Here is a 26,669-nt window from a genome sequence, read left to right on the forward strand (position 1 = left end):
TGACCTGCGAGCCTGCCGACCTCCTGAGACCGCGGCGCGAGGGCTGGCCGAAGTGCGCCGGCGTCGTCATACTCGGTGCTTCATCAGGAGATCCTCGAGCCCCGGGAGGGCGGGTCATGCGCAGCATCTGGCGGGGCGCCATCACCTTCGGCCTGGTCAACGTGCCGGTGAAGCTGTACTCCGCGACGGAGGACCACGACCTGCCGCTGCACCAGGTGCACAACGCGGACGGCGGCAGGATCCGCTACCAGCGGCGCTGCGAGGTGTGCGGCCGCGTCGTCGACTACCAGGACATCGACAAGGCGTACGACGCCGGCGACCGGACGGTCGTCCTGACGAGCGAGGACCTGAAGGCGCTGCCCTCGGAACGGAGCCGCGAGATCGACGTCGTCGAGTTCGTGCCGGAGGACCAGATCGACGCGGTCCGCCTCGACCGCAGCTACTACCTCGAGCCCGACGCCAAGAGCCCCCGCTCCTACGTCCTGATGCGCAGGGTGCTGGAGGAGACCGAGCGCGTCGCGATCGTGCAGTTCACGCTGCGGCAGAAGACCCGGCTCGGCGTGCTCCGGGTGCAGGGCAAGGTGCTGCTGCTCCAGTCGCTGCTGTGGGACGACGAGGTGCGCGAGGCGGCGTTCCCCTCGCTCGACGCCGACGTCCGCATCCAGAAGCGCGAGATCGACATGGCGACGAGCCTCGTGCAGAGCTTCGAGAGCGACTTCGAGCCGGCCGACTACACCGACGACTACCAGGTGCAGCTGAAGCAGCTCGTCGACGCGAAGCTCGAGCAGGGGGAGTCCGTCGACACCGAGGCGACCTTCGGCGCCACCGAGGAAGAGGAGGGGGACGGCGAGGTGATCGACCTGATGGAGGCGCTGAAGCGCAGCGTCGAGGCGAACCGCGCGAAGGCGAAGCAGCCGGCCCGCAGCGGCAAGAAGCGGGCGTAATCACAGCGACGTCGTCGGTGACGTTTGTCAGGATGCCGTGGTGGGGGAGCAGAGTCGCTACCAGGTCCGGTTCGACTGGGGCGTGCAGGGCGCGGCCGCGATCGGCGGTGACGCGGACGTGCTGGTGTGGGTGGACGCGCTCGTGCCCGTCGCGCCGCCGCTCGACGCGCTGCCGCGGGAGTGCGCGGTCGTCGCCACGGGCCTGCCGGGCGTCGCCGAGACGGCCGCCTGGGTGCTCGCGCTGCAGGAGGCGCGCCGGGCTCGGACGGTCGTGGCGGTCGTGGCCGCAGGCGCCGACCGCGAGGGGACGCTCCGGTTCGCCGCGGAGGACCTGCTGATCGCCGGCGCGCTGATGGACGAGCTGGAGACCCGCGGCATCGACGCGATGAGCCCGGAGGCGGCGGTCGCGGACGCCGCGTACCGCACACTGCGGGTCGGCGTGCGCGCGATGCTCGGGAACGTCGTCGGCACCGGAGCGCTCGCAGGCGGCCTGCGCATCCACCGTCCGCACCGTGATCTGCTCGACCCGGTCGCCTGACATCCATAGGAGCGTCCCGATGCGGTCAGACGCTGGTGCCGCCGGGGCCCGGCTCGTGGCGCCGGACGCCCGCGGGCAGCGCGAGCCAGAGCACGCCGACGAGCAGCGCACCGAGCACTCCCGCGACGAGGGCTCCCGCGAGGCCGGCGGCGACCCCGAACACGAGGGCGAGCACGCCGACGATGGCGATGCCGGTGGAGGCCATCCCGAGTCGCAGCATCCGGTCGCCCCACCGCACCAGCTCGGCCATCGCGCGCCTCCTGAACAGGGCGCGGTGCAGCGCCACGGGCATGAGGGCCACCACGGTCGACACGACCGCGAGCGAGACGACGGCGAGGTAGAGCGCGACCTGCCAGCCGGCCAGGCCGCGGAACGTGGGCTGGAACGCCACGGTCAGCAGGAACCCGGTGAGCAGCTGCGTGCCCGTCTGCAGCACGCGCAGCTCCTGCAGCAGCGCGGTCCAGTTGCGGTCGAGCTGCTCCGCGACCGTCTCGTTCCTCCCGTCGTGCGCGTCGGCGTGCTCCGCGTCGCTCATGCCGCGACCCTAGGACCCCTGGCCGGGCTGGGAGTATGAGGCCATGACCGAGATCCGGCGGGCGCCGACCGGCCTCGCACCGATCGGCCCGGAGACCTCCGCGCCCGGCCACGCCTCGCGCGTCGTCGCCGCCGCGCTCGGCATCGCGTTCGGCGCGCTCGCGGTCGTCGCGGTGCTGCTCTCCCTCGTCGCCGCGCTCGGTGCGGCGGGCGTCGTGATCGGCGCGATCGCCGCGCTCGTCCCGTTCGCCGTCGTGGTGCTCGCCATCAGGTGGATCGACCGGTGGGAGCCGGAGCCGCGGCCGGCGCTGGTCTTCGCGGTGCTCTGGGGAGCCGGGGTCGCGGTCGGGGTGGCGCTGCTCTTCGACCTCGGCGTGCAGTTCGTCCTCGCTGCGGCGGGCGGCAGGCCGGACGACCTCGCGCAGGCGGTCGTGCAGGCGCCGATCGTGGAGGAGGCGGCCAAGGGCTTCGGAGTGCTGCTGCTGTTCTGGGTGAACCGGCGCCACTTCGACGGCCCGGTCGACGGCATCGTGTACGCCTCCTGCGTCGCGGCGGGGTTCGCCTTCACCGAGAACATCCTGTACTTCGGGCGGGTGGTGGCGGAGCAGGGCCTCGGGGGCGCCTTCGTGTTCACCTTCGTGGCCCGCGCCGTCTTCTCGCCCTTCGCGCACGCCCTCTTCACCTCGTGCACCGGGTACGCCATCGGCCGGGCGGCGGGACGCGGCGCGTCGGCGGGCGCGGGGGCAGGCGCGTCCCTGCTCGGCCTGGTCCCGGCCGTCATCCTGCACGCGCTCTGGAACGGCGGGCTCTCCATGACGGGCGACGTGATCGCGTACTACCTGCTCGTGGAGGTGCCGATCTTCCTCTGCGCCGTCGCGGTCGTCGTCGTCGTCCGGGTGCACGAGCGCAGCACGACGAGGGCGCGCCTCGGCGAGTACGCCGCCGCCGGGTGGTTCACGCCGCAGGAGGTGACGCTGCTCTCGACGCCCGGCGGTCGGCGGCAGGCGATGCGCTGGGCGGCGGCCCAGCGCGACCCGCGCGCGAAGCGGCGGGCGATGGACCGCCTCATCCGGGACGCCACGCGGCTCGGGCACGCCCGGCAGCGCCTGCTCCGCGGGCGCGCCGGGATCGGGCGCACCCCGGACGAGCAGGAGCTCCTGGCCCGCATCACGGCGGATCGGGCGGTCCTCCTCCGCTGACCTCACCTCTTCGTCGTTCAGGAGATTCTCGCCGCGGCGGCGGATTCCTCCTGAACGACGGAGGTCACGCGAGCGGGGCGACCAGGAGCCAGCCGCTGATCCCGACGCCCGCCAGCCCGACCAGCACGAACACCAGGAGCCAGAGCTCCGCGGGGATCCGGGTCAGCCGGGCGAGCTGATCGGCGTCGGAGACGCGCTCCCGCCGCCGGGACGCGGGCAGCTCGACCGCGGCGCGGAGGCCGCCGAGCACGAGCAGCGTCGCGACCGCGAGGGCGGCCCGCATCTGCCAGGCCGCGTCCGCGAGCCACGTCACCGTGCCGACCGCTGCGCCCGCCGCGAGCAGGACCCACAGGCCGAACCAGTTCCGTATCTGCACCAGCACGAGCAGCAGGAGCGCGAGCGAGCCCCAGAGCGCCGCGGCCGCGTGCCCCGCCGCGACCGCCCACGCGACGAGGACGCCGACGGCGGAGGGGGCCGGGTAGCCCGCGAGCAGGGTCAGCACCATGCCGGGACCCCGCGGGCGGCCCACGCTCACCGTGAGGCCGCTCGAGTCGGAGTGCAGCCGGATGCCGGCGAGCCGCCTCCGCATGAGCGTCGCCACGAACCCGTGCCCGGCCTCGTGGACGATCGTGATCGCGTGCCGCAGCCGGGGCCAGGTCGGCAGCAGCAGCAGGGCGGCGACGAGCGCCACGACCGGCACGAGGTCGACCGCCCGCGGCGCGGGGGAGGTCGCCGCGACGCGACGCCACAGCTCCGCGACGAACCCGGCCGCGCCCTTCACGGCGCCGGGTGCGCCGCGTCGTACGCCCGGAACCCGCGACGGCGCGCCAGCCAGGCGACCAGCGCGATGATCACGACCCCGCCCGCGAGCGGCGGCAGCGCCAGCAGCCCCGTCGTGGCGAGCAAGCCGGCGTAGAGGTCCCCGATGCGGGGACCGCCCGTCACGACGACGATGTAGACCCCCTGGAGCCGGCCGCGCATCGAGTCGGGCGCCGCCGTCTGCAGCATCGTGCCGCGGAAGATCGCGCTCACGTTGTCGGCGCCGCCCGCGCCCGCGAGGAGCACCGCGGCGAGCGTCACCCACACCGGCCCGGCGGGCGACGGCAGCACCCGGGTCGCCTCGCCGACGGCCGCGACCGCGAGCACGACCCCGAACAGCGCGATGCAGGCCCCGTACACCTGGATGGCGCGCTCGATCGCGAGGCCCTGCCTCCTGACGCCGCCGAGCCGGCCCGAGAACAGGCTGCTCAGCAGCGCACCGACGGCGAACGCGGCGGAGAGCAGCCCGACGGTCAGCGCACCGCCGCCGAGCAGCACCGCGCCGACCGCCGGATAGAGCACGCGCGGCTGCCCGAACGTCATGGCGACGATGTCGACGAGGAAGCTCGTGCGGATGTTCGGCGCCGCGCGGAGGAACGCGATTCCGCCCGCGAGGGACGCGAGCCCCGGCCGGCCGGCCGGTTCGTCGTGCGGCATGCGCGGGAGGCTCAGCAGCGCGGCGAGCGTGAAGACGAAGAGCGCGGCGTCGATCGTGTAGCACCACTGGAACCCCGCCGTGGCGACGAGCACCCCGGCGAGACCGGGACCGACGGTCACCGAGATACCGACGGTGATGCCCATCAGCGCCCCCGCGGCCGGCAGCAGCGCGGCGGGCAGCAGCCGCGGCGTCGCCGCCGACTCCGAGGCCTGCAGCACGGTGGTGGCGGTCGCGCTCAGCACGGTGAGCACGTACAGGGTCACGACCGTCTGGGTGCCGGTCCAGGACAGGACCGCCAGCGCGAGCGTGCAGAGCCAGGAGGCGACGCCGGAGGCGAGCGCGACGGTGCGGCGGTCGAACGCGTCCGCGAGCATCCCGCCGTACAGGCCGGCGAGCACGGTCGGCACGAGCGCCAGCACGCCGGTCAGCGACACCGCGAAGGTCGCCGCCGCGACGCCGGAGGCCGGGCGGACGAGGCCGAACACGTCGAGTCCCACCGCGACGAGCGTCAGCTGGCTCCCGATGCCCGCGACGGCGCGGGCGCTCCACAGCCGGGCGAAGGCGGGGGAGGCGGTCAGCGGCGCGAGGTCGAGCAGCGCACCTCGCCGAGTCGGGGCCGCGTCCATCCCCGTCATCCTCCCGGACCGAGCGGTCAGCGCGCGCCGACCGGCCGTGCGCTTGACTGGTCGGCCATGAGCGAACTCACCGATCTCACCGTGAAGCCCGAGCTGGACCCGCCGACCGGGCCGGCGCCGGACGACCTGGTCGTCGAGGACGTCGTCGTGGGCGACGGACCCGAGGCGAAGCCGGGCGGCACGGTCACCGTCCACTACCTCGGCGTCGACTACGAGACCGGGGAGGAGTTCGACTCCTCATGGAGCCGCGGCCAGTCCATCTCCTTCCCGCTCGGCAACCTCATCAAGGGCTGGCAGGAGGGCATCCCCGGCATGCGCGTCGGGGGTCGTCGCGTGCTCACCTGCCCGCCCGCGCTCGCCTACGGTCCGGCAGGGGGCGGCCACCGGCTCTCCGGACGCACGCTGATCTTCGTCATCGACCTCCTGAAGGCCTGACCCCGCCCCACGGATGAGGGCCCGCGCCCTCATCCGTGGGCGGAAGCCCGATAGCGTCCTCGGTCGTGCCCACCGCCGCCGAGCTCGTCGACCGCCTCACGACCACCGTGCCGGACTTCCCCGAACCCGGCGTCCTGTTCCGCGACCTCACCCCGACGCTCGCGGACGCGGAGGGCCTGCGGGCGATCACGGACGAGCTGACCGCCGCCTTCGCGGGCGCCTTCGACCTCGTCGCGGGCATCGAGGCCCGCGGGTTCCTGCTCGCGGCCGCCGCCGCGTACGCCTCCGGCACGGGTGTCGTCGCCGTGCGGAAGGCGGGCAAGCTGCCGCCGCGGACGCTGGTCGAGCACTACGAGCTCGAGTACGGCGCGGCGGCGCTCGAGATCCGCGCCGAGCAGCTCGCGCCCGGCACGCGCGTGCTCGTCCTGGACGACGTGCTCGCGACCGGCGGCACCGTCGACGCGACGTGCACGCTGCTGGAGCGGGCCGGCGCGACGGTGACGGGGATCGGGGTCGTCCTCGAGCTCGAGGGGCTGCCGGGCCGGGCGCGGCTCGCAGGGCGCCGGGTCCACGCGGTCCGCACGGTCTGAGCCCCGGCTCGCCTCCTCCACAGGCGCGATCCCGGGGCGCGCGGGCCTGCGGGTGGCCGTTCCGGTCCCGTGGCGGGTCCCGGGCCGCGATGCTGCGCGGCATGTCGCAGAGCCGAGCCAGAGCCGCCCGCCGCCAGTCCCCGCCGCCCCGCCGCCGTGCACCCCGGATCGTGCGGGCGGCCGGGCCGGCCGACCTCCTCCGGCACATCCCGGACCTGCTGCCCGCCGAGCCCGAGGACAGCCTGGTCCTCGTGCTGTTCGCCGGAGGACCGGGCACGGTCTCGCGCACGGTCGGGGCGATGCGCGTCGACCTGCTGCACACGGAGGACCCGGCGCCGCTGCGGGCCTGGTCGGCATCCCTGCTCGGGCGAGCCCTCCTCGTGGAAGGCGTGACCGGAGTCGCCGCCGCGGCGTACACGCCCGACGCGTTCGCGCCGTCCGGGCGGCCGCCAGCTGCCGCGCAGCTCCGCGCCGTCTGCCGCCAGGCCGAGCGGATGGGGCTCGAGGTGCAGGGCCGCTTCGTCGTCGCCGCCGACGGCTGGGGCTCGCTCGACGATCCCGAGCTGCCGAGGGGCGGCCACCCGCTCGCGCTCCTCGAGCCCGACGGGCCCCGGCCTGCTCGGCGGCGCGGGGTCGTCGCCCGGCCGGCGCGCGCCCCCGAGGACGAGCACGAGCGGTTCCTGGCGCAGTACGTCGACTGGTGGCAGCGGCCGGAGGGACCCGGCGGCGTGCTGCACGGGGTGACGCTGGGTGAGCGGTCCGCACCGCGCCCGGCCGCGTGCCCCGCCGCGCCCTCGGATCCGCCCGGTCCGGAGGCGGAGCCGTCCGCGATGGACCGGTACCGGTACGGCGGCGACCTCGATCGGCTCGTGGAGCTGATCGAGGGCGTCCTCGCGCCGCACGAGGACACGGACCGCCCGTGCGCGTGCCGGGCGCTGCTCCTCGCGCTCGTGGAACGGCAGGGGCTGATCCCGATGCTGCTCGGCCAGGTCGGCTGGGGTCCCGCGTTCGGGCGCGAGCTCTGGACCGCCTTCGCGGCGCCCGCGGGCCGTGAGCGGACCGGCGAGCGGTTGCGGGCCGCGCTCGGCGGCTCCCGGTTCCGCCGCCCGGACCGCGACCGGGTCGACGCCGCCGTCGCGGCGCTGCAGGAGGTCGCGGCGCACATCGACCTGCCCAGGCACGGCGCGGCGGTCGACGAGGCGCTCGCCTGGCTGCACTGGGCGTGCGGGGCGAGCAGCACCGCCGGCGCCCTGGCCGAACGGGCGCTGCGGCAGCACGCCGACCGGGACCTCGCGCCGATGCTGCTCGACCGGGTGCGCCGCGGTGTGCTGCCGGACTGGGCGTACCGGGAGGACCCGTCGAGGCCCGACCCGTTCGACGCGCTCCTCACCCCGCCGCGCACCGGCGGACCGGTGCGCGGCGGATCGCGGTCCTAGGATGGATGGCCGCGAAACGGGCGGTGCGCCACGTGACCGATGTCGCGGATGCGGAGCTCGTCAGGGAGCAGCGCTACGTCGCGGGCCTCTACACCCGGCTCGACGTCCTCCGCGCGGAGCTCCTGGCGGAGCTCGAGCGCGTGCGGCGCGGAGGCGCCTCCGGCACCCATCAGGCCAGGACCGAGCGCGACGCGATGGCGCGCCTGTTCGAGGACCGCGTGCGCCGGCTCCGCGACGTCGACGAGCGGCTCGTGTTCGGGCGGCTGCAGGCCGACGACGGCGCCGTGCGGTACATCGGGCGCATCGGGCTGCGTGACGACGACCAGCAGCCGCTGCTGCTCGACTGGCGTGCGCCCCAGTCGAGCGCGTTCTACCAGGCGACCGCGGCGACCCCGCTGGGGGTCCGGGTGCGGCGGCACCTCACCACGCGGGGCCGGGAGGTCACCGGCCTCGAGGACGAGGTCTTCGATCCCGCGGACATCCCGGAGGACGTCACCCTGACCGGCGAGACGGCGCTGCTCGCCGCCCTCACCGCCCAGCGCACGGGCCGGATGCACGACATCGTCTCGACGATCCAGGCCGAGCAGGACCGCATCATCCGCTCGGAGGCGCGCGGCGTGCTCGTCGTGCAGGGCGGGCCCGGCACCGGCAAGACCGCGGTGGCGCTGCACCGTGCTGCGTACCTCCTGTACGCGCACAAGGAGCGCCTCGCCCGCAACGGGGTGCTCGTCGTCGGGCCGTCCCGCAGCTTCCTCGAGTACATCGAGCAGGTGCTGCCGTCCCTCGGCGAGACCGGTGTCGTGCTGCGGACGCTCGGGCAGCTCTACCCGGGGGTCGACGCGACCGCGGTCGACCCGCAGGCCGTCGCCGAGGTGAAGGGCCGGTCCGTCATGGCCACGGTCCTGCGGCGCGCGGTGCACGGCAGGCAGGTCGCGCCGACCGAGCCGGTGGACGTGGAGGTGAACGGCGTCACGCTGACCGTGCAGCCCGCGCTCATCCAGCGCGCGATCCGCCGGGCGCAGCAGACCAGGAAGCCCCACAACGTGGCCAGGGTCGCCTTCGTGAAGGACGCGCTCGCCGACCTCACCGCGCAGCTCGTGGAGCGCGTCGCCGCTCGCGGCACCACGATCGACGACGAGGACCGCCGCATGCTCCGGGAGGACCTGCGGACCGCGCAGGACGTGAAGGTGCTGCTGAACACGGCGTGGCTGCCCCTCACGCCGGAGAAGCTGCTCGGCGACCTGTACGCGAGGCCGGAGTACCTGGCGAGGTCCGCGCCCGAGCTGACGCCGCGCGAGCGCGACCTGCTGGCCCGCCCCCGGCGGGCGCCGTTCACGGTGGGCGACGTCCCGCTGCTCGACGAGGCGGCCGAGCTGCTCGGCGAGAACGACGTGACGGGCGACGCGCGGACCCAGGCCCGGGACGCGCAGCGCAAGCGGGACATCGAGAACGCCGAGGCCGCGATCGCGAACATGGGCGTCGAGGGGCTCGTGTCCGCGGAGGCGCTCGCCGACGGGTTCGCCGAGGAGGGCGCCAGGCTCACGACCGCGGAGCGCGCCGCGGTCGACCGGACCTGGACCTACGGGCACATCGTGGTCGACGAGGCGCAGGAGCTGACGCCGATGCAGTGGCGGCTGCTCCGCAGGCGCGGCCCGCTGCGCTCCTTCACCGTGGTCGGCGACCTCGCGCAGTCGGCGGCCGAGCCGCCCGCGGCGGACTGGACGCAGGCGCTCCGGGCCCTCACGGACGAGTTCCGTCTCGAGCGCCTCTCGGTGAACTACCGCACGCCGCAGGCGATCGCCGAGCTCGCCGAGGCGAGAGCCCTCGCCGACGGGCTGCCGATCACCCCCTCCCGCTCGGTGCGGGAGGGGGAGCCCCCCGTCCGCATCCGGGGACCCGCCGGCGACCTGCCCGCTGCGGCGGTCGATGCCGTGCTCACGGACCGCCTCCGCGGCGACGGGGGCGCGCTCGCGGTCATCGCCCCGAGCGGCCACGTCCGCGAGCTGCACGACGCGATCGCGGCGGCGACCGACGAGCGGGTCGGGTACGGGGCGAACGGGCTCGGCGCGCCGGTCTCGGTGCTCGACCCCTGGACCGCGAAGGGCCTGGAGTTCGACAGCGTGGTCGTCGTCGACCCGGCCGGCATCACCCGGGAGGCCGGCCCCGGTTCGCTCTACGTCGCGCTCACCCGGCCCACGCGCCGGCTCGTCGTCGTCGAAGCGGTCTCCTGACCCTCCTGCGGCCGCGTCCTCAGCCCGCGCTGCAGGCGCCGGTGGAGACCGCGGACGAGAGCGAGGCGGCCCGCTGCGACACCGCGCCGAACTCCGCCGGGGTCATGGCGTAGCCGAGGTCCGTGCGGTTCGTGCTCTTCGCGAAGACGATCCCGATCACGCGACCGTTCGTCGTCAGCAGCGGTCCGCCCGAGTTGCCCTGCTGGACGTCGGCGGCGAGCGCGGCGATCTGCCGCGTGGTGCGGCCGCCGCCGTTGATGTCCGGCACCGCGACGGCGCCGGTCTGCTCGACCTTCGCGCCGCCCTCCGAGAACGGGCCGCCGAACGGGTACCCGGCGACCACGCCGGTGTCGCCGACCGATGGTGGGGCGGTGATCGACAGCGGGGAGGCGTGGAGCCCGCGCACCGCGACGATCGCGAGGTCGTGCCGCGGATCGAAGTAGGTCACCCTGCCGGTGAGGGCCTGGCCGTCGGGCGCGAGCACGACCGGCGCCGCGACCCCGGAGACGACGTGCGCGTTCGTGAGCACCCGGTCCGCCGCGACGACGAACCCGGAACCGGACTGCTGCTGGTTGCACGCGGGCGCCGTGCCGGTGATCTTCACCACGGACGCCGCGGCCGTGCGGAGCCCGGTCGTCTGCGTCACCCCGGGCACGCTCGCGGCGCCGCCCGTGCCGAGCGGGATGCCGAGGCGGGGGATGCCGCCCGCCAGGACCGTGGAGCGCAGCTGGGCGAGCGCGCTCGCCACGGGCGGCGGCGTGGCCGCGTCGATGGCGCGCAGCACCGCGGAGGAGGCGATCGGCTGCGCGACGTAGGGGACGCCGAGCGAGACGGCCAGGGACGCGATCATCGAGATGGCGAGCGCGCTCACGACCAGCTGGGCGGCGGCGCCCAGCACGCGGTCCACGATCCCGAGGGGGCTGCGCCGCAGCACGCCGCCGATGGCCGCGCCGATGCCCGACCCGACGGCGTGGCCGAGGAGTACGAGCACGACGGCCGACACGATGGTGGCGACGACCTTGCCCGTCTCGTCGTGGACGAGCGAACCGATGAGCGGGGCGAGCAGCGCGGCGGCGATGCCGCCCGCGATGATGCCCACGATGGCGCCGAGACTGCGGATGAAGCCGAGCCGGTACCCCTGCACGAGGTAGCCGAGCAGCACGAGTCCGAGCACGATGTCGAGCCAGATGGACATCCGTTGTGCTCCCTCCGTCGTCCAGCGGCTCCGACGCTACGGGACGGTCGCCCGCCCGGTGCGGTGCGGCGCGTCCCTCTTCAGGATCCCTTCAGAGGTCCTGGGCGGCGACGGCGCCTTGCTAGACTCTCGTGCCGCCGTGAACCGGCCGCGGTTCCAGATCGTCGACGCACTCCCGCGTCCGACACCGCGCAGCGAGCAGAATGAGGAGTCACCCATGGCATTGGACGCCGAGGTCAAGAAGGCGATCATCGCGGAGTACGCGACGCACCCGGGCGACACCGGCTCGCCCGAGGTCCAGATCGCGATGCTGTCCACCCGCATCAAGGACCTGACCGAGCACCTGAAGCTGCACAAGCACGACCACCACTCGCGTCGTGGTCTGCTGCTGCTCGTCGGCCAGCGCCGGCGCCTGCTCGGCTACCTGCAGGACGTGGACATCCAGCGCTACCGGACGCTCATCGAGCGGCTCGGGCTGCGCCGCTGAGTCGCTTCCGAGACGGGCGAAGGGCCGTCCTCCTCGACAGGAGGGCGGCCCTTCGCACGTCGCGCTGAGCGCGGATCAGGCGGCGGCGCCGAACGCGCTCTGCTGCGGGAGCACGGCGTCCTCCTCGATCCGCTGGTCCGCCGCGATCCGGGCGCCGGCGCCGATGGAGGCGCGGGCGCCGATCTTCGTGTGGCTGCCGACACGCACGTTCTCGCCGACGACGGCCGCGGCGCCGACGTGGACCGCGGCGCCGATCTCGGCGTGCGGGCCGACGATCGCCTCCCGGTCCACCCAGCTGCCGGAGGCGATCCGCACGGCGCGGCCGACGCGTGCTCCGGACTCGATGTAGACCGTGGGCGCGATGAAGGCGGTGGGGTCGACGGAGGCGTCCGTCGCGACGAGGCCACGGCCGTTGGGGTGGCGGCGGTACCGGGTGACGGTGCCGAACTCGTCCTCGATCTCTTCTGCGATCCTCGGGGTCCTGCGCTGCATGATCGACACAACGTAGAAGACGCCCCCGTTCATTCCCCGAGCGCGCCCCCGTTCCTGATGTGAATCCGATAAGAGCGGCTGCGCGGCAGAATGATCCGGTGCTCTTCCGACGCCGTGGAGGCGACCCCGGGTTCCCGAAGGGGGACCGCGGCCGCGGCTCGCTGGACGACTACAAGTTCGATCTCCTGCCGGCCGGTAGCGGCACCACCATCCGGCTCGCCGGCAGCGATCCCCACCAGGACCTGCTGCGCGACATCGCGGACGCCGTCGTGATCGAGACGGCGATCGCCAGGCGGACCGCGGACGAGGAGCGGACCGACGCGCCGATCCCGGTGCGCCTGTTCATCGACGGGCGGATCGTCGGCCCCGTCGGCCGGGTGCCGCGCGGGCTCGAGGGCGTCGTCGCCGAGGCGCTGAGCCGACTCGACCAGGCCGGCAGGAAGCCGCGCATCCCCGTCGAGGTGGTCCGCACCCGCCAGGGCCTGCGGGTGGACCTCCGCATGGGCGAGACCCGCTGACCCGAGCGCACGCTCAGTGCGGCAGGGGGAGGATCGGGGCATGGACACCATCCGACTCGGGGACGCCGGCCTGACCGTCAGCCGCGTGATCCTCGGCTGCATGAGCTACGGCGCCCCGGATCGCGGCAACCACTCCTGGAGCCTGCCGCTGGACGACGCCCGCCCCTTCTTCCGGCGCGCGATCGAGGCGGGCATCACCACCTTCGACACCGCGAACGTCTACTCCGCCGGGTCGAGCGAGGAGATCACGGGGGCGCTGCTGAAGGAGTTCGCGCCCCGCGAGGAGGTCGTGATCGCCACGAAGGTGCACGGGCGGATGGGGCCTGGCCCGAACGGCGGCGGGCTGTCCCGCGGCGCGATCATGACGCAGATCGACGCCTCGCTGCGGCGGCTCGGCACGGACTACGTCGACCTGTACCAGATCCACCGCTTCGACCCGGAGGTCCCGATCGCCGAGACGATGGCGGCGCTCCACGACGTCGTGAAGGCGGGCAAGGCGCGGTACCTCGGCGCGTCGTCGATGTGGACGTGGCAGTTCGCCGAGATGCAGCACACCGCGGACGTCGAGGGGCTCACCCGCTTCGTGTCGATGCAGGACCAGTACTCGCTGCTGCAGCGCGAGGAGGAGCGGGAGATGCACCCGTACTGCCTCGAGACCGGGGTCGGCGTGATCCCGTGGTCGCCGCTCGCGCGCGGCAAGCTCACCCGCGACTGGGACGACACCACCGCCCGCAGCGAGACCGACGAGTTCGGCCGGACGCTCTTCGGGCAGGAGGGGGACCGGAGGATCGTCGACGCGGTCGCCCGGGTCGCGGCGGCGCGCGGGGTGTCCAGGGCGCAGGTCGCGCTCGCCTGGGTGCTCGCCCAGCCAGCCGTCACCGCGCCGATCATCGGGGCGACGAAGCCGCAGCACCTCGACGACGCGATCGCCGCCGCCGAGCTGGAGCTGACCGACGACGAGCTGGAGGCGCTCGAGGCCGACTACACACCGCACGCCCCGAGCGGGTTCTGACCACCGTCCCACCGTGACCACCCCCGCGTCGCGCCTGCTCTTCTGGATCAGGGCCGCGTTCCTCGGCGACGCGGCGATCGCGGCGTTCGGGGGCATCCTGCTCGCGCTCGGCTCCGAGGGGCCGGCCATCGCGTGCTTCGGCTTCGCGCTGGTCCGCGCCGTGCTCGGCGTGGTGGCGCTGCTGATCGCGGTCCGCGTGCTCGACCGCAGGCACCCGAACGACGACCGGCCGTCGTCGGTGCGGTGAACCGGCGGCTCAGTCGGGGTCCGCGGGGTCGAGCGGCGCGTGGTGGTCGAGCCCGGCCTCCCCGCGCTTCCAGTAGCCGTGCAGGCTCCTCGCCTCCTTCGGCAGCCCAAGCGCCTTCAGGTGGCGCCGCACCGGGACGAGCGCGGTCGCTTCGCCCGCTGCCCAGACGAAGGTGTCGGCGTCGACGTCCTGCTGCTCGACGACCGTCAGCAGGTCGTGCTCCGGCTCCAGCACCTGCACGAGCGCGGCGGCGGCCTCCGCGTCGTCGAGGAACGCCGCGTCCGCGCCGCCGAAGAGGATCGCCCGCGTCGGCGGCTCGCCCGCGAAGGCCCGCACCCAGCGGCGCAGCGCCGGCAGACCGGCCGGGTCGGCGATGAGCAGCGCGTTGCGGAAGCCGGTCGGCGCCAGCCGGGAGCCGCGCGGACCGCCGAGCTCGAGCTGCGCACCCTCCTCGGCGGTCGAGGCCCAGACCGACGCGGGCCCGTCCGTCGCGTGGATCACGAAGTCGATGTCGAGCTCGGGGCCGCTGGAGGCGCCCAGGGTCCGGTGCTCGCTCGGCGTGTAGTCGCGAGCGACGAGGCCGCCGTCTGCGGGCAGGAGCAGCTTGACGTGGTCCTCGGGGCCGAGGCTCGCGAACCCCTCGAGGTCCTCTCCGCCGAAGGTGATCCTGACCATCGACCCGGGCAGCTCCTGCCGCCGCACCACGGTGAGCCGCCTGCGGCGCATCTCGTGGCGGACCACGTCGCGGATCCGCGGGGACGAGGACAGCGGGAAGGTGCGCATCGCCCGATTCTGCCGGAGGCGCGGAATGCGGGGCGCGTGCGGCCGGTTGCTGAGGGCATGCCGGATCTCGCGCTGTCGGTGCTCGACCTCGTCCCCGTCCGATCCGGGCAGACCTCCGCCGACGCGGTCGCCGCGTCCGTCGCGCTCGCGGAGCGCGCCGACGCGCTGGGGCTGCACCGGTACTGGCTCGCCGAGCACCACAACATGCCGTCGGTCGCCTCCACCAACCCGCCCGTCCTGCTCGGGGTCCTCGCGGGCAGGACCAGGCGCATCCGGCTCGGCTCCGGCGGCGTGATGCTGCCGAACCACGCGCCGTTCGTCATCGCCGAGCAGTTCGCCGCGCTCGAGGCGGCGGCCCCCGGCCGGATCGACCTCGGCGTCGGCCGCGCGCCCGGTTCCGATCCGGTCATCACCGCGCTGCTCCGCTCGGAGGGGCACACGAGCGACGTCGACCGCTTCCCCGAGCACGTGCGCGACATCGAGGCCCTCCTGGGCGCGGACGGCGCCGGCCTGCCCCTCGCGACGGGGGAGGAGTACACGGTGCGCGCCACCCCCGCCGCGGCGGGCGCACCGGTGCTGTGGCTGCTCGGCTCGTCCGACTACTCTGCCGAGCTCGCGGGCCGGCTCGGGCTGCCGTACGTCTTCGCGCACCACTTCTCCGGGCAGGGCACCGAGCACGCGCTCGAGCTCTACCGCTCCCGCTTCGAGGCCTCCGAGCACCTCGGCGAGCCGCGCACGTTCCTCACCGCCAACGTCGTCGCGGCGCCCACCGCCGCGGCGGCCGACCGCCTCGCGCTGCCCCAGCTGCAGCACATGGCGCGCCTCCGCACCGGGACCCCGCTCACGGCGCTGGACACGGTGGAGGCCGCCGAGGCGGCGGTGCTCACGAGCGCTCAGCAGGAGCTCGTCGACACGATGCGGTCGCGCTGGTTCGTCGGGGAGGCCGCCGAGGTCGCCGAGCGGCTCACGGCCTTCGCGGAGCGCTTCGGGGTCGACGAGGTGATGATCAGCCCGGCCGCCGGCGCGTTCGCCGCGGATCCGATCGGGCGGGTGCCCGCGCGGGAGGCGACGCTCGAGCTGCTCGCGGCCCACCTCCCGCAGCGCTCGCTCGCCGCCGCCTGATTCCCGGCGCTCGCCCGCCGCGAGCGCGCCGAACGCGCCGCCCTCGGCGCCTACACTCGAGGGTTCGCTGATCCGGGGAGGGACCGCCGCGTGTACTCCGATCTCGACGTGGCCAGGATCACCGGGCCCGCCGGGTTCGCCCGGGCCGACCGCTACCAGCGCGAGGGCCGCGTCTCGGACGTCCGCTGGAGCACCGACCGCACCACGCTGACCGGGCGCGTCCGCGGCTCCGAGCACGCGCGCTACTCGGCGCGGGTGCGCCTGCGCCCCACCCCGGACGGGCCCGTGCCGATCTCCGGGCGCTGCGACTGCCCGGTCGGCTCGGACTGCAAGCACGTGGGCGCGGTGCTGCTGGAGGGGCGCAGGGGTGCCCCGGCCGCGCCGGCCCCCGCGGTCGCGGACGCGCTGTGGCGCAGGACCCTCGACCCGATCCTCGACGGCCTCGACGCCGACGAGACGTCCGCCGTGCTCGGGCTCGTGTTCGAGCTGCAGCAGTCCGAGCAGCCCTGGACCGGTTCGCGGCGGACCTCGCCGCGCGAGCGGCCCGCGCAGGTCGGCGTGCGGCCCGTGCTGCTCGGCGCCAATGGGCGCTGGCGCCGCACCGGCATCTCCTGGCGCACCATCACGAACGAGTGGTCCGTGCACGAGTACGACGACGCGCAGACCCGGATCCTCCGCGAGCTGCACCGGCTGCTGACGGCCGGCCCCGCCTCGTTCGCGACCGAGAGCTGGCTGCCCCTCGGCGGGGCGCGGACGACCGCGCTCTGGCCACTGCTGCAGGAGGCGCAGGACCACGGCATCGGGCTCGTCACCGGCGGCAGGTCCCAGCAGCCGGTCGTCGTCGCCCACGAGCCGGTCGTGCCGGCCGCGGATCTCGTGCGCACCGCCTCCGGGCTCTCGCTCGCGCCGCTGCTCGCGCACGGCGACCCCGCCTCCGGTGCCGCCGTACCGCCGCCGTTCTCGCTGATCGGCGATCCGGGCATCGGGGTGGCCACCTGGGAGCCGGGGGAGACCCTCGCCGATGCGCGGATCGCGCTCGCCCCGTTCGCGGAGCCCCTGCAGCCCGCCGCGCACGCGTTCCTGAAGCTGCCGGACCCGATCGAGGTGCCCGCCGACGAGGAGCCCGACTTCCTCGCGCACCACTACCGGCGGCTCGCGAGCGTGCTGCCCGTCGTGAGCCGCGACGGGAGCTTCGCGCCTCCGGCGAGACCGATCGCCGCGCTCGAGCTCGTCGTCGAGCACGGCGCGGGAGGCGTGACCGGGCGCTGGTCGTGGCGGTACACGCTGCCGGGCAACGCCACCCCGCTCACCCTCGGCGGCGAGGAGGACGCGATCCGGGACCCGCTGCAGGAGCGGCGGATCGTGACCGGGCTGCGCGGCGCCGGGCTCGACAGCGCTCGGACGCCGGAGCTCATCGGCGCCCACGGCGAGCTGCGGGAGACGTTCGCGGTGCACGGGATGGCCGCGGTCGCGTTCGCCCGCGACCTCCTGCCCGCCGTCCGCGCGGTCCCCGGGGTGCACGTCGTCGAGCGCGGCGAGCCCGTCGAGTACCGGGCGGCGGAGGAGGCGCCGGTCGTCGCGATCGGCACCAGGGCGATCGACGGCAACCGCGACTGGTTCGATCTCGACATCGAGGTGCGGGTCGGCGGCGAGGTCGCCCCGCTCGCCGAGGTGTTCCTCGCCCTCGCGAGGGGCGACGACGCGATGGTGCTGCCGGGTGGCGTGTGGTTCCCGCTCGACGACCCGGTGTTCGAGCGGCTCAGGGCGCTCATCGCGGAGGCGCGCGAGCTCACCGACGACCCGCGCGCGCCGCTGCGCATCTCCCGTTTCCAGGGCTCGCTCTGGGACGACCTCGTCGCGCTCGGCATCGTGGCCAGGCAGGCGGAGGCGTGGCGGCGCGCCGTCGAGCTCACGGGCGGGTTCGGGACCGACGGCCACCTCGAGGCCCAGGCGCTCCCCGCCGGGTTCACGGCCGAGCTGCGGCCGTACCAGCAGGACGGCTACGACTGGCTGTCCTTCCTCTACGACAACCGGCTCGGCGGCGTGCTCGCCGACGACATGGGCCTCGGCAAGACCGTGCAGTCCCTCGCGATGATCGGGCGCGCGATCGAGCAGGCCGACGCCCGCGGCGAGGAGCGTCCCCGCTTCCTCGTCGTCGCGCCCACCTCGGTGGTGCCGAACTGGGTGGCGGAGGCGAACCGGTTCCTCCCCGGCATCGAGGTCGTCGCCGTGACCGAGACGACCAGGAAGAGCCGCGCCCCGCTCGCCGACACCATCGGCGACGCCGACCTCGTCGTCACGTCCTACGCGCTGCTGCGCCTGGACACCCCGTCGTACGCGGGCGTCCCGTGGAGCGGGCTGCTCCTCGACGAGGCGCAGTTCGCGAAGAACCGCCACTCGACCACGTACCAGCGGATCCGCGCCATCGACGTCCCGTTCCGGCTCGCGATCACCGGCACCCCGCTCGAGAACGACCTGATGGAGCTGTGGTCGATCCTCTCGATCGCGGCGCCGGGGCTCTTCCCCTCCCCGTCCGGCTTCCAGGACCACTACGCGAAGCCGATCGAGAAGGAGGGGGACCGCGAGCGGCTCTCGCAGCTGCAGCGCCGGGTCCGCCCGCTGCTGCTCAGACGGACGAAGGAGCTCGTCGCCTCCGACCTCCCGCCGAAGACGGAGCAGGTGATCGAGGTCGAGCTCGGGCGCAAGCAGCGGGCGGTGTACGACCGCTACCTGAACCGCGAGCGCCAGCGCGTGCTCGGCCTGATCGGCGAGTTCGAACGCAACCGGTTCACGATCTTCCGGGCGCTCACCACCCTCCGGCAGGTGGCGCTCGACGCCGCGCTGATCGACGCCGCGCACGAGGGCGTCCCTTCGGCGAAGCTCGACCTGTTCGACGAGCTCCTCGAGAACGCCCTGGAGGAACACCACCGGGTGCTCGTGTTCAGCCAGTTCACGCGGCTGCTCGGCCGGGTGCGGGACCGGCTCGACGCGGCCGGCGTCTCGTACGCGTACCTCGACGGTGCGACCAGGAGGCGCGGGGAGGCGATCGACCGGTTCCGCTCGGGCGACGCGGACGTGTTCCTGATCTCGCTGAAGGCGGGCGGGTTCGGGCTGAACCTCGCGGAGGCCGATTACTGCATCCTGCTGGACCCATGGTGGAACCCGGCTGCGGAGGCGCAGGCCGTCGACCGCGCCCACCGGATCGGCCAGCAGCGGCAGGTGATGGTGTACCGGCTCGTCGCGAAGGACACGATCGAGGAGAAGGTGATGGCGCTCAAGCAGGCGAAGCGAGAGCTGTTCGACGCCGTGATGGACGGCGACGGCACCGCCGCGACCGCGTCGCTGACCGCGGCGGACGTCCGCGAGCTGCTCGCCTGACGCGGGCCCGCCGCCTCCCGGGCGCCTTCCGACATCCCGGGCGCCTTCTCCCGCCCGCATCGTCGGAACCCGCCCGGATCGCGGGCGGTCGGCTCCGATCGGCGAGCACCTCCCCGCGGCCCGATCGGGCACCATGGAGTCGGTGAGCGACTCCTCTCCCCGCGCTCGGCAGGGCGCGCGGGAGCTGCTCGCCGCGCTCGTGCGCCCGGACCCGAGCCCGCCGCGGCTCGGGATCGCGGTGCAGGCCGGGCTGGCCATGCTGCTCACGGTCGGCCTGCCCGCGCTCGCCGGCCGGGTGGATCTCGGGCTGCTCGCGTCGACGGGCGCGCTGTCGGCCCTGTACCTCTCCTCCCGCAGCCGCACCGAGCGCCTCCGGCGGCTGCCGCTCGTGCAGCTGGGGCTGCTCGCGGCGGTCGCGCTCGGTACGGTGAGCGCACGGCTTCCGGCGCTCGCGCCGGTCGTGCTCGTCGTGACGGCGGGGGGTGCGGTGGTCCTCGTGTCCGGGACCGCGGTCGGGCCGCCGGGCGCGCTCTTCCCGGTGCTGGGCGCCGGGGTCGCGAGCCGGCTCACCGCGCCGGTGTCGGCGGGCGGCGCCGGGCTCGATCCGCTGCTCGTGATCGCGTGCGCGACCGCCGGCGCCGTGCTCGCGCTCCTCGTCGTGATCGCGCCCCTCGCGCTGCCCGCGGTGCGGCGGCGGGACCGCGGCCGCCCGATCGCGCCCATCCGCTTCGCGCTCGATGCCGCCGGTAGGACCGTCGTGCTCCGCGTGTCCGTGGCGGCGGTCCTGTCGGCGGTGCTCGCGGCCGTGCTCGGCGTCGAGCGCGGCTACTGGGTGGTCGTCGCGGTCGTCGCCGTGCTGCAGGCCGGGCGCGGGCGGCGCCTGTCCGGCATCCGGGCGGTCCACCGCGTCGCCGGCACCCTCGTCGGTGCCGTCGTCTTCGTGCTCGTCGTGGGACTGATCGGGCTGCCGGCGCAGGGGCTGCTGCTCGCGATCGCCCTCGGGGTGCTGCAATTCGGTGCGGAGCTCGTGATCGTCGCCCACTACGGCGCCGCGCTGATCCTCGTCACGCCGCTCGCGCTGCTGATCGCGGAGGCCGGCTCAGCGGGCGACCCGTGGGTCATCGCCGGGTCGCGGGTGCTCGACACGGCGCTCGGCTGCGGCGTGGCCCTCGTCGTCCTCCTCGGCGACCACCTCGTGGAGCGCCTGCTCCGGCGGCCGACGGCGCGCTGACCGCCGGGTCAGTCCGCGACGACGACCGAGCGCTGCGTCCCGAGCCCGTCGATGCCGATCTCGACCACGTCGCCGTCCGCGAGGTAGGGGTACCTGCCGGACATCGCCACCCCCTCCGGCGTCCCGGTCAGGAGCACGTCACCGGGCTCGAGGCGGACGTAGCGGGACAGGTCGGCGATCAGCGCCGCGACCGGGAAGACCATGTCCGCGGTGGACGAGTCCTGGCGCGGCGCTCCGGAGACGCGGGACCAGATGCGGAGCGCGGTCGGATCGACCTCGTCGGCGGGCACGAGCCAGGGGCCGAGGGGGCAGAAGGTGGGAGCGGACTTGCCCTTCGACCACTGGCCGCCGGACTCGGCGCGCTGCCAGGTGCGCTCGGAGACGTCGTCGCCGACCAGGTAGCCGGCGACGTGCTCGAGTGCCGCCGCCTCCTCGACCTGCCAGGCGGCCGTGCCGATCACGACGCCGAGCTCGGCCTCCCAGTCGAGCGACCGGGCGCCGGCCGGGCGCCGGATCTCGTCGAACGGGCCCACCACGGTGTTCGGGTGCTTGAAGAACAGGATCGGGTGGTCGGGCGGTGCGCTGCCGGATTCGGCGGCGTGCGCGGCGTAGTTCTGCCCGATGCAGAGCACCGCGCCCGGGCGGGCGACCGGTGCGCCCACGCGCAGCTCCGCCGCGCCCTCGACCTCCTGGAGCAGGCCGTCCGCGAGCGCAGCCCGCGCCCGGGCGACGCCGCCGCCGGCGAGGAACGCGCCGTCGATCTCGGCGGTCACGGGACGGAGGTCGTAGTAGCGGTCGCGGGCGAGCATGACGGGGCGCTCGTCACCCGGCGCACCGAGTCGCAGGAAAGCGGTCACCACCGCACGCTAGCGCCCGCGTCTGCGCGTGCCGCTTGCCCGGTGCGCCGCCGGCATCGGATCATGGTGCGTGCATCCGAGCGCCGCCGGGTGCACTCCGATCCGGTCGGGGCTCCGAACCACCATCGCCGAGGTGCGGGAAGGAGGGCGGATGACGGGCACGCCGCTACCCAGGACGGGGGCACGGGCACAACCCCTTGACCTGCCAGGAACGGATATTCTTCGCGAGATGAGCGCAACCGGTCCGTTCGACGTCGCCGCCTACGTGCGCGCGCCGCTCGGCCCGATGCGGGAGACGCTCCAAGGCGTCGGCGCGGCGCTGCCGGCCGATCTCGCCGACGCGCTCCGCTACGTGCAGCGGCGGGCGCAGGGCACCGGCTCGTGGCTGTCGCACGTCCTCGTCACCGCGACCCACAAGGACGCGAGGATCACCGCGTTCCTGTCCACGTGGGCCTACGAGGCGCACTGGTTCGGCGACGCCCTCAGCGCCATCGCCGGCGCCGGGCCGCTGCCCGCGATCCGCAGGGGGATCGCGGCGCGGGTGCGCGACCGATTCGGACCGCTGCGGGAGGCCGTCGTCTCGAACCTCCACGGCCGCGCGCTGACCGCCGTGCACATGACCGAGCGCCTGGTCGACGGCTGGATCGTCGACGCGATGCTCGAGCGCGCGCAGCAGCTCGCGCCGAGCGGGGTCGCCGCGGACCTGGCGCGGATCCGGGAGGGCATCGCCCGGCAGGGCCGCTTCTTCGCCGAGTCCGCGACCGACGCGCTCGGGCGGTCCCGCGCGGCGCGCGTGCTCGCCCGTCGGCGCCTCGCGAAGCGCACCTGGCCGATCGGCGCCGACCGGGAGCCGGCGGCGGCGACCGCCCGCGCGCTCGACGCGCTGTTCGGACCCGACCGCTCCTGGGCGTCGGCGATCGATCACCGGATCGACGCCCTGCCCGGGCTCGCCGGCCTCCACCTGGTGCGGCGCACCGTCCGGCGACCCGGCCGGCCGGCGTTCCGCATCCCCCTCCGCGGCGCCTCGCGCGTCACGGCACCGCTGCCCGACGGGAAGGACGCGCGCTAGCGCACACCCATGGCTTTCGACATCGACACCTTCGCGGAGACGAGCTCCGCGGTCGCCTGGAACGACATCGACCTCGACGCGTTCCGCGAGCATCCGCTGCCCGAGACCTCCCTCCGCGCGCTCCGCTACATGTGCGACGTCGAGTACCACACGGTCTGCTACCTGCGCGACATGCTCGTCACCCCGTCCCACGGCGACGGCGAGGTGTCCACGTTCATGACGATGTGGAACCGCGAGGAGTACTGGCACGGGGAGGCGCTCGCGGCGGTGCTCGGCGTGCACGGCGTCACCGTCGAGTACGACCAGCTGAAGGCCAGCCGGGTGAAGCTCGGCTGGCGGGACCGCATCGACCCGATCAAGCAGTCGCTCTTCGGCAACATCATCGGCAAGGACTTCGTCGCGACCCACATGTCGTGGGGCAGCGTCAACGAGCGCGGTGCCGCGGCGGCGTACCGGCGCCTCGCGAAGCTCGAGCCGCACCCCGCGCTCGCGCCGCTCCTCCAGCGCATCGCGCAGCAGGAGACCCGCCACATCGCGTTCTACACGACGCAGGCCACGAAGCGGCTCGAGGAGTCGAAGCTCGCGCGGATGTTCACGCGGTTCGCGCTCTCGAACGTGTGGGGCCCCGTCGGTTCGACCATCGAGCCGGAGGAGGAGGTCGCGTTCGTCATGGGCTACCTCTTCGACGGCGAGGACGGCCTGCGCGAGGTCCGCAAGATGGACGAGGCGATCGCGAAGATGCCCGGCATGTCGGGCCTCACCGTGGTCGAGAACGCGTTCCGCGCCCGCGGCCTCTACGCGGACATCCGCCCCGCCTGATCCGACGCTCCGTCCCTGATCCGACGCCGCGCCTCGTCGAATCAGGGACGGCGCGTCGATCCAGTCGGTCGGGCCGCGGCCCGCGGGAGGCCGTCCGCGGCTCCTCCAGAGGCCGTCGCCCCGCCGTCACGCCCCGGATCCGCCACGATCCCCGGATGCAAGCCACCACTTCGCCCGGGATCGACCCGTGGCGGCTCGAGATCCTCACCGTCCGGGGCGGTGCTCGGACCTCGGGTGAGCGTTCCGCGATCAGCCGGGACGTCGAACGCGGGCTCCTGCTCCGGCTCGGTCCGGCGTGCTACGTCGAGCGGGGGAGCTTCCTCGCGCTCGATCCGGAGCAGCAGCACATCGTCCGGATCCGCGCCGCCGTCGCGGCGTCGCCGGAGCCGCTCGACGTGTCCCACTGGTCGGCCGGCGTCCTGCTGGGCCATCCGGTGCTCCGCCTGCGGCTTCGGACCGTGCACGTGACGATCCCGGAGGGGAGGGATCTGCACCGGCAGGGCGTGACCCCGCACCGACACCGCCTCGGCGAGCACGAGATCGTGATGGTGCACGGGATCCGGGTCACCTCGATCGCCCGGACCGTGACGGACATCGCCGGGGCGTCGTCCTTCGAGGAGGGTGTGATGGTGTGCGACCGCGCGCTGCTGCTCGGCACCTCCCGTGCGCTCCTGGAGGAAGCAGCGGACGCCGCAGGCGATCGCCGAGCCGCCAGGCGGATCGCTCAGGTCGTCGCATTCGGCGATCCGGGTGGGGAGAGCGCCGCCGAGTCGAGGTACCGCGTCTCCTCGATGCGCGCCGGATTCGAACCTCCCGAGCTCCAGCACCGGGTGCTGCTCCGGAACGGGCGGGACGCGTGGTGCGACGCCTGGTACCGCCGGTCGGACGTGGGCGTCGAGGTCGACGGCGAGCAGAAGTACCTCGACCCGGGCATGGCGCCCGAGGGCGCCGGGATGGCGGTGCTGGCGGAGAAGCGTCGCGAGGACGACCTCCGACTCCAGATGCGGGCCCTGATCCGGCCGGGGTGGGTGCAGTCCGGGAGCCCGACCCTCATCCGCTCGATGCTCGCGAAGGTGGGGATGCAACCGACGAGGCCGAGGACGGCGATCGAGGCGTATCTGGAGCGGGCGCGGGTGTCGCGCCCCCGCCCGACCTGGCGTCCCAGCCCCCGGTAGATCGACGCCCCGTCCCTGATTCGACGCGACGCGGCGTCGAATCAGGGACAGAGCGTCGGACTAGCGGGGGAGGGGCGGCGGGCCGAGCGCGAAGCGCGGCTCGATGCCGAGCTCCGCGACCTCCTCGTCAGTGAGCATGCGACTGCGGATCAGGAAGCGCTTGCCCTCGGGCGCCTCGACGGAGAAGCCGCTGCCGCGCCCGTCGACGAGGTCGATGGTGAGGTGGGTGAACCTCCAGAGCTCGTACTGGGACGCGGACATGTACACCGGCACCGGGTCGATGCCCTCGACCCCGAGGTCCCCGAGGTGCACGTCGGAGGCGCCGGTGCGGAACATGCCGACGGGGAAGCACATCGGACTCGACCCGTCGCAGCAGCCGCCGGACTGGTGGAACATGAGCGGCCCGTGCGCGGCCGCGAGACCGCGCAGCATCGCCGCCGCTGCCGGTGTGACGTCGATCTTCGACGCGACCATCTCGACTCCTCGTCGTCACGGCGGCCCGTGGCGCGCGTCGATGCGCCGCGCCACGGGCCGGTCGGGTGGTGGATCAGAAGAAGCCCATCGGGCCCTCCGCGTACGACACGAGGAGGTTCTTCGTCTGCTGGTAGTGGTCGAGCATCATCTTGTGGTTCTCGCGGCCGATGCCCGACTGCTTGTAGCCGCCGAACGCGGCGTGCGCCGGGTACTGGTGGTAGGTGTTGCACCAGACCCGCCCGGCCTCGATCGCCCGGCCGGCCCGGTAGAGCTGGGAGCCGTCACGGCTCCACACCCCGGCGCCGAGCCCGTAGAGCGTGTCGTTCGCGATCCGGATCGCGTCGTCGAACCCGTCGAACGACGTGAGCGCGAGCACGGGACCGAAGATCTCCTCCTGGAAGATCCGCATGTCGTTCGTGCCCTCGAAGATCGTCGGCTGCACGTAGTAGCCGTCGGTCAGCTCGCCGCCGAGGTCGGCGCGCTCGCCGCCCACGAGCAGCTTCGCGCCGCCCTGCTTGCCGATGTCCATGTACGACAGGATCTTCTCGAGCTGGTCGTTCGACGCCTGCGCGCCGATCATCGTGGACACGTCGAGCGGGTTCCCCTGCTTGATGCGCTTGACCCGCTCCACGCCGTCGCCGACGAAGCCGTCGTAGATCGACTTCGCGACGAGCGCGCGCGACGGGCACGTGCACACCTCGCCCTGGTTGAGGGCGAAGAACGAGAAGCCCTCGAGCGCCTTGTCGTAGAACGCGTCCTTCTCGCGCGCGACGTCCTCGAAGAAGAGGTTGGGGCTCTTCCCGCCGAGCTCGAGCGTGACCGGGATCAGGTTCTCGCTCGCGTACTGCATGATCAGCCGCCCGGTCGTCGTCTCACCCGTGAACGCGATCTTGCGGATCCGCGGATGGGAGGCGAGCGGCGCGCCCGCCTCGAAGCCGAACCCGTTGACGATGTTCAGCACCCCCGCGGGGATCAGGTCCCGGATGAGGTCGAGCAGCAGGTGGATGGAGGCGGGCGTCTGCTCCGCCGGCTTCAGCACCACGCAGTTGCCCGCGGCGAGCGCTGGGGCGAGCTTCCACGTCGCCATGAGGATCGGGAAGTTCCAGGGGATGATCTGCCCGACCACGCCGAGCGGCTCGTGGAAGTGGTACGCGACCGTGTCGTGGTCGATCTCCGACACCCCGCCCTCCTGGGCGCGCAGCGCGCCCGCGAAGTAGCGGAAGTGGTCGATCGCGAGCGGGATGTCGGCCGCGAGCGTCTCGCGGACCGGCTTGCCGTTCTCCCACGTCTCGGCGACGGCGATCGCCTCGAGGTTCGCCTCCATCCGGTCCGCGATCCGCGTGAGCATGAGCGCGCGCTCGGCGGGGGAGGTGCGGGACCAGGCGGGGAACGCCTTCCACCCCGCCTCGACGGCGGCGTCGACGTCCTTCGCCGTGCCGCGCGCCATCTCGGTGAAGGGCTTGCCGGTCACGGGGGTGATGTCGTCGAAGTACTGCCCCTCCGCGGGCGGCACGTATCGCCCGCCGATGAAGTGGTCGTACCTCGGCTTGTAGGCCACCACCGAGCCCTCGGCACCCGGAGGCGCGTAGACCTGCGGGCTCGAGGTCGGTGCCGCCTCCGCCGCCCTGTCGGCCGGAGCATCCGCAGCAAGTGTCATCGTCGGAACCTGTCCTTCCAGACGTCGTCGTCCGGACCGCGTCGTCGCGGGTTCGCGGCGCTGCGGTCGGGCACGGCCGTCCGTGCCCGAGCGGCACGGTAGGCGCGCCCACGTTGCGCCGGGTTGCGCGCGGG

General features: G+C 74.3%; 26 protein-coding genes. 17 read left to right on the plus strand and 9 right to left on the minus strand.

The features are described from left to right. Nucleotides 1–116: 116 nt before the first annotated feature. The gene (ku, locus tag ACTHLI_RS14775; protein WP_440185268.1) at nt 117–944 is read left to right on the plus strand and encodes a non-homologous end joining protein Ku; all 828 of its coding nucleotides are present in this window, start codon (nt 117–119) and stop codon (nt 942–944) included. Nucleotides 945–984: 40 nt separating this feature from the next. Then, the gene (locus ACTHLI_RS14780) at nt 985–1,482 is read left to right on the plus strand and encodes a 2-phosphosulfolactate phosphatase (protein ID WP_440185270.1); all 498 of its coding nucleotides are present in this window, start codon (nt 985–987) and stop codon (nt 1,480–1,482) included. Between the two features lie 25 nt (nt 1,483–1,507). Here ACTHLI_RS14780 and ACTHLI_RS14785 read toward each other — a convergent pair whose 3' ends face one another. Continuing rightward, the gene (locus ACTHLI_RS14785) at nt 1,508–2,017 is read right to left on the minus strand and encodes a DUF6328 family protein (RefSeq protein WP_440185272.1); all 510 of its coding nucleotides are present in this window, start codon (nt 2,015–2,017) and stop codon (nt 1,508–1,510) included. Between the two features lie 43 nt (nt 2,018–2,060). Here ACTHLI_RS14785 and ACTHLI_RS14790 point away from each other — a divergent pair, with 43 nt between their 5' ends. Beyond that, a complete protein-coding gene (locus ACTHLI_RS14790) occupies nt 2,061–3,215 on the plus strand; it encodes a PrsW family intramembrane metalloprotease (RefSeq protein ID WP_440185275.1) in 1,155 nt (384 codons plus the stop codon). Between the two features lie 64 nt (nt 3,216–3,279). On the opposite strand, the gene ACTHLI_RS14795 is transcribed toward ACTHLI_RS14790, so the two are convergent. Together ACTHLI_RS14795 and ACTHLI_RS14800 are read right to left on the minus strand one after the other, a co-directional pair. Next, nucleotides 3,280–3,996, minus strand: coding sequence for a M50 family metallopeptidase (locus ACTHLI_RS14795; protein ID WP_440185277.1), 717 nt, complete (start codon nt 3,994–3,996; stop codon nt 3,280–3,282). Then, a complete protein-coding gene (locus ACTHLI_RS14800; protein ID WP_440185280.1) occupies nt 3,993–5,318 on the minus strand; it encodes an MFS transporter in 1,326 nt (441 codons plus the stop codon). Before ACTHLI_RS14800 ends, ACTHLI_RS14795 begins: the two co-directional genes overlap by 4 nt. 66 nt (nt 5,319–5,384) lie before the next feature. Here ACTHLI_RS14800 and ACTHLI_RS14805 point away from each other — a divergent pair, with 66 nt between their 5' ends. The 4 genes from ACTHLI_RS14805 to ACTHLI_RS14820 all read left to right on the plus strand — a co-directional run bounded on the left by ACTHLI_RS14805 (nt 5,385) and on the right by ACTHLI_RS14820 (nt 10,019). Next, nucleotides 5,385–5,762 carry an FKBP-type peptidyl-prolyl cis-trans isomerase gene (locus ACTHLI_RS14805; RefSeq protein WP_440185282.1) on the plus strand — a complete coding sequence of 126 codons (378 nt, stop codon included), beginning with the start codon at nt 5,385–5,387 and terminating at the stop codon, nt 5,760–5,762. Between the two features lie 65 nt (nt 5,763–5,827). Further along, on the plus strand, nt 5,828–6,352 hold the full coding sequence (locus ACTHLI_RS14810; protein WP_440185285.1) for an adenine phosphoribosyltransferase: 525 nt from the start codon (nt 5,828–5,830) through the stop codon (nt 6,350–6,352). A gap of 101 nt (nt 6,353–6,453) precedes the next feature. After that, nucleotides 6,454–7,788: a DUF4192 family protein gene (locus ACTHLI_RS14815; RefSeq protein ID WP_440185288.1), complete on the plus strand. Its 1,335-nt coding sequence runs from the start codon at nt 6,454–6,456 to the stop codon at nt 7,786–7,788. A 5-nt stretch (nt 7,789–7,793) separates the two neighbouring features. Beyond that, nucleotides 7,794–10,019 carry a HelD family protein gene (locus ACTHLI_RS14820; RefSeq protein ID WP_440185290.1) on the plus strand — a complete coding sequence of 742 codons (2,226 nt, stop codon included), beginning with the start codon at nt 7,794–7,796 and terminating at the stop codon, nt 10,017–10,019. Between the two features lie 19 nt (nt 10,020–10,038). Here the strand turns inward: ACTHLI_RS14820 and ACTHLI_RS14825 are convergent, their stop codons facing one another. Continuing rightward, a complete protein-coding gene (locus ACTHLI_RS14825) occupies nt 10,039–11,214 on the minus strand; it encodes a MarP family serine protease (protein WP_440185293.1) in 1,176 nt (391 codons plus the stop codon). Nucleotides 11,215–11,431: 217 nt separating this feature from the next. Between ACTHLI_RS14825 and rpsO the strand changes: the two genes are divergently transcribed. After that, on the plus strand, nt 11,432–11,701 hold the full coding sequence (rpsO, locus tag ACTHLI_RS14830) for a 30S ribosomal protein S15 (RefSeq protein ID WP_440185296.1): 270 nt from the start codon (nt 11,432–11,434) through the stop codon (nt 11,699–11,701). Between the two features lie 75 nt (nt 11,702–11,776). Here the strand turns inward: rpsO and ACTHLI_RS14835 are convergent, their stop codons facing one another. Next, nucleotides 11,777–12,193, minus strand: coding sequence for a transferase (locus ACTHLI_RS14835; protein WP_440185299.1), 417 nt, complete (start codon nt 12,191–12,193; stop codon nt 11,777–11,779). Nucleotides 12,194–12,291: 98 nt separating this feature from the next. On the opposite strand from ACTHLI_RS14835, the gene ACTHLI_RS14840 reads away from it, so the two are divergent. From ACTHLI_RS14840 to ACTHLI_RS14850, 3 genes are read left to right on the plus strand one after another with little or no spacing between them, the layout of a single operon-like run. Then, a complete protein-coding gene (locus tag ACTHLI_RS14840; RefSeq protein ID WP_440185302.1) occupies nt 12,292–12,711 on the plus strand; it encodes a hypothetical protein in 420 nt (139 codons plus the stop codon). A 40-nt stretch (nt 12,712–12,751) separates the two neighbouring features. Beyond that, nucleotides 12,752–13,723 (plus strand): aldo/keto reductase, encoded by a 972-nt coding sequence (locus tag ACTHLI_RS14845; protein WP_440185305.1) that lies wholly within the window; start codon nt 12,752–12,754, stop codon nt 13,721–13,723. A gap of 13 nt (nt 13,724–13,736) precedes the next feature. Beyond that, nucleotides 13,737–13,970, plus strand: a complete 234-nt coding sequence (locus tag ACTHLI_RS14850; RefSeq protein ID WP_440185307.1) for a hypothetical protein — start codon at nt 13,737–13,739, stop codon at nt 13,968–13,970. A gap of 9 nt (nt 13,971–13,979) precedes the next feature. Here the strand turns inward: ACTHLI_RS14850 and ACTHLI_RS14855 are convergent, their stop codons facing one another. Continuing rightward, nucleotides 13,980–14,753: a siderophore-interacting protein gene (locus ACTHLI_RS14855; protein WP_440185309.1), complete on the minus strand. Its 774-nt coding sequence runs from the start codon at nt 14,751–14,753 to the stop codon at nt 13,980–13,982. Nucleotides 14,754–14,810: 57 nt separating this feature from the next. Here ACTHLI_RS14855 and ACTHLI_RS14860 point away from each other — a divergent pair, with 57 nt between their 5' ends. From ACTHLI_RS14860 to ACTHLI_RS14870, 3 genes are all read left to right on the plus strand, one after another. Continuing rightward, the gene (locus tag ACTHLI_RS14860; RefSeq protein ID WP_440185312.1) at nt 14,811–15,875 is read left to right on the plus strand and encodes an LLM class flavin-dependent oxidoreductase; all 1,065 of its coding nucleotides are present in this window, start codon (nt 14,811–14,813) and stop codon (nt 15,873–15,875) included. Between the two features lie 90 nt (nt 15,876–15,965). Beyond that, nucleotides 15,966–19,253 (plus strand): DEAD/DEAH box helicase, encoded by a 3,288-nt coding sequence (locus ACTHLI_RS14865; protein ID WP_440185314.1) that lies wholly within the window; start codon nt 15,966–15,968, stop codon nt 19,251–19,253. Between the two features lie 142 nt (nt 19,254–19,395). Further along, nucleotides 19,396–20,484: an FUSC family protein gene (locus ACTHLI_RS14870; RefSeq protein WP_440185316.1), complete on the plus strand. Its 1,089-nt coding sequence runs from the start codon at nt 19,396–19,398 to the stop codon at nt 20,482–20,484. Between the two features lie 8 nt (nt 20,485–20,492). Here ACTHLI_RS14870 and ACTHLI_RS14875 read toward each other — a convergent pair whose 3' ends face one another. Further along, nucleotides 20,493–21,293 carry a fumarylacetoacetate hydrolase family protein gene (locus tag ACTHLI_RS14875; RefSeq protein WP_440185496.1) on the minus strand — a complete coding sequence of 267 codons (801 nt, stop codon included), beginning with the start codon at nt 21,291–21,293 and terminating at the stop codon, nt 20,493–20,495. A gap of 277 nt (nt 21,294–21,570) precedes the next feature. Here ACTHLI_RS14875 and ACTHLI_RS14880 point away from each other — a divergent pair, with 277 nt between their 5' ends. From ACTHLI_RS14880 to ACTHLI_RS14890, 3 genes are all read left to right on the plus strand, one after another. After that, nucleotides 21,571–22,410, plus strand: coding sequence for a hypothetical protein (locus tag ACTHLI_RS14880; protein WP_440185319.1), 840 nt, complete (start codon nt 21,571–21,573; stop codon nt 22,408–22,410). A 9-nt stretch (nt 22,411–22,419) separates the two neighbouring features. Further along, on the plus strand, nt 22,420–23,229 hold the full coding sequence (locus ACTHLI_RS14885) for a ferritin-like domain-containing protein (RefSeq protein WP_440185321.1): 810 nt from the start codon (nt 22,420–22,422) through the stop codon (nt 23,227–23,229). A 155-nt stretch (nt 23,230–23,384) separates the two neighbouring features. Continuing rightward, a complete protein-coding gene (locus ACTHLI_RS14890; RefSeq protein WP_440185324.1) occupies nt 23,385–24,404 on the plus strand; it encodes a hypothetical protein in 1,020 nt (339 codons plus the stop codon). A gap of 60 nt (nt 24,405–24,464) precedes the next feature. Here the strand turns inward: ACTHLI_RS14890 and ACTHLI_RS14895 are convergent, their stop codons facing one another. Together ACTHLI_RS14895 and exaC are read right to left on the minus strand one after the other, a co-directional pair. Continuing rightward, nucleotides 24,465–24,878: a DUF779 domain-containing protein gene (locus tag ACTHLI_RS14895; protein ID WP_440185326.1), complete on the minus strand. Its 414-nt coding sequence runs from the start codon at nt 24,876–24,878 to the stop codon at nt 24,465–24,467. A gap of 73 nt (nt 24,879–24,951) precedes the next feature. Further along, the gene (gene exaC, locus ACTHLI_RS14900) at nt 24,952–26,535 is read right to left on the minus strand and encodes an acetaldehyde dehydrogenase ExaC (protein ID WP_440185328.1); all 1,584 of its coding nucleotides are present in this window, start codon (nt 26,533–26,535) and stop codon (nt 24,952–24,954) included. Nucleotides 26,536–26,669 lie beyond the last annotated feature (134 nt).

Origin of the sequence: Amnibacterium sp. (assembly GCF_051956055.1) — a bacterium.
Lineage (GTDB): Bacteria > Actinomycetota > Actinomycetes > Actinomycetales > Microbacteriaceae > Amnibacterium.

What these genes read in the sequence shown, in the direction of transcription:
- ACTHLI_RS14890 (WP_440185324.1), top strand. Translation starts at nt 23,385, where the DNA reads ATGCAAGCCACCACTTCGCCCGGGATCGACCCGTGGCGGCTCGAGATC.
- ACTHLI_RS14845 (WP_440185305.1), top strand. Translation starts at nt 12,752, where the DNA reads ATGGACACCATCCGACTCGGGGACGCCGGCCTGACCGTCAGCCGCGTG.
- ACTHLI_RS14835 (WP_440185299.1), bottom strand. Translation starts at nt 12,193, where the DNA reads ATGCAGCGCAGGACCCCGAGGATCGCAGAAGAGATCGAGGACGAGTTC.
- ACTHLI_RS14805 (WP_440185282.1), top strand. Translation starts at nt 5,385, where the DNA reads ATGAGCGAACTCACCGATCTCACCGTGAAGCCCGAGCTGGACCCGCCG.
- rpsO (WP_440185296.1), top strand. Translation starts at nt 11,432, where the DNA reads ATGGCATTGGACGCCGAGGTCAAGAAGGCGATCATCGCGGAGTACGCG.
- ACTHLI_RS14860 (WP_440185312.1), top strand. Translation starts at nt 14,811, where the DNA reads ATGCCGGATCTCGCGCTGTCGGTGCTCGACCTCGTCCCCGTCCGATCC.
- exaC (WP_440185328.1), bottom strand. Translation starts at nt 26,535, where the DNA reads ATGACACTTGCTGCGGATGCTCCGGCCGACAGGGCGGCGGAGGCGGCA.
- ACTHLI_RS14800 (WP_440185280.1), bottom strand. Translation starts at nt 5,318, where the DNA reads ATGGACGCGGCCCCGACTCGGCGAGGTGCGCTGCTCGACCTCGCGCCG.
- ACTHLI_RS14790 (WP_440185275.1), top strand. Translation starts at nt 2,061, where the DNA reads ATGACCGAGATCCGGCGGGCGCCGACCGGCCTCGCACCGATCGGCCCG.
- ACTHLI_RS14820 (WP_440185290.1), top strand. Translation starts at nt 7,794, where the DNA reads ATGGCCGCGAAACGGGCGGTGCGCCACGTGACCGATGTCGCGGATGCG.
- ACTHLI_RS14785 (WP_440185272.1), bottom strand. Translation starts at nt 2,017, where the DNA reads ATGAGCGACGCGGAGCACGCCGACGCGCACGACGGGAGGAACGAGACG.
- ACTHLI_RS14885 (WP_440185321.1), top strand. Translation starts at nt 22,420, where the DNA reads ATGGCTTTCGACATCGACACCTTCGCGGAGACGAGCTCCGCGGTCGCC.
- ACTHLI_RS14875 (WP_440185496.1), bottom strand. Translation starts at nt 21,293, where the DNA reads ATGCTCGCCCGCGACCGCTACTACGACCTCCGTCCCGTGACCGCCGAG.
- ACTHLI_RS14815 (WP_440185288.1), top strand. Translation starts at nt 6,454, where the DNA reads ATGTCGCAGAGCCGAGCCAGAGCCGCCCGCCGCCAGTCCCCGCCGCCC.
- ACTHLI_RS14825 (WP_440185293.1), bottom strand. Translation starts at nt 11,214, where the DNA reads ATGTCCATCTGGCTCGACATCGTGCTCGGACTCGTGCTGCTCGGCTAC.
- ACTHLI_RS14880 (WP_440185319.1), top strand. Translation starts at nt 21,571, where the DNA reads ATGAGCGCAACCGGTCCGTTCGACGTCGCCGCCTACGTGCGCGCGCCG.
- ACTHLI_RS14895 (WP_440185326.1), bottom strand. Translation starts at nt 24,878, where the DNA reads ATGGTCGCGTCGAAGATCGACGTCACACCGGCAGCGGCGGCGATGCTG.
- ku (WP_440185268.1), top strand. Translation starts at nt 117, where the DNA reads ATGCGCAGCATCTGGCGGGGCGCCATCACCTTCGGCCTGGTCAACGTG.
- ACTHLI_RS14855 (WP_440185309.1), bottom strand. Translation starts at nt 14,753, where the DNA reads ATGCGCACCTTCCCGCTGTCCTCGTCCCCGCGGATCCGCGACGTGGTC.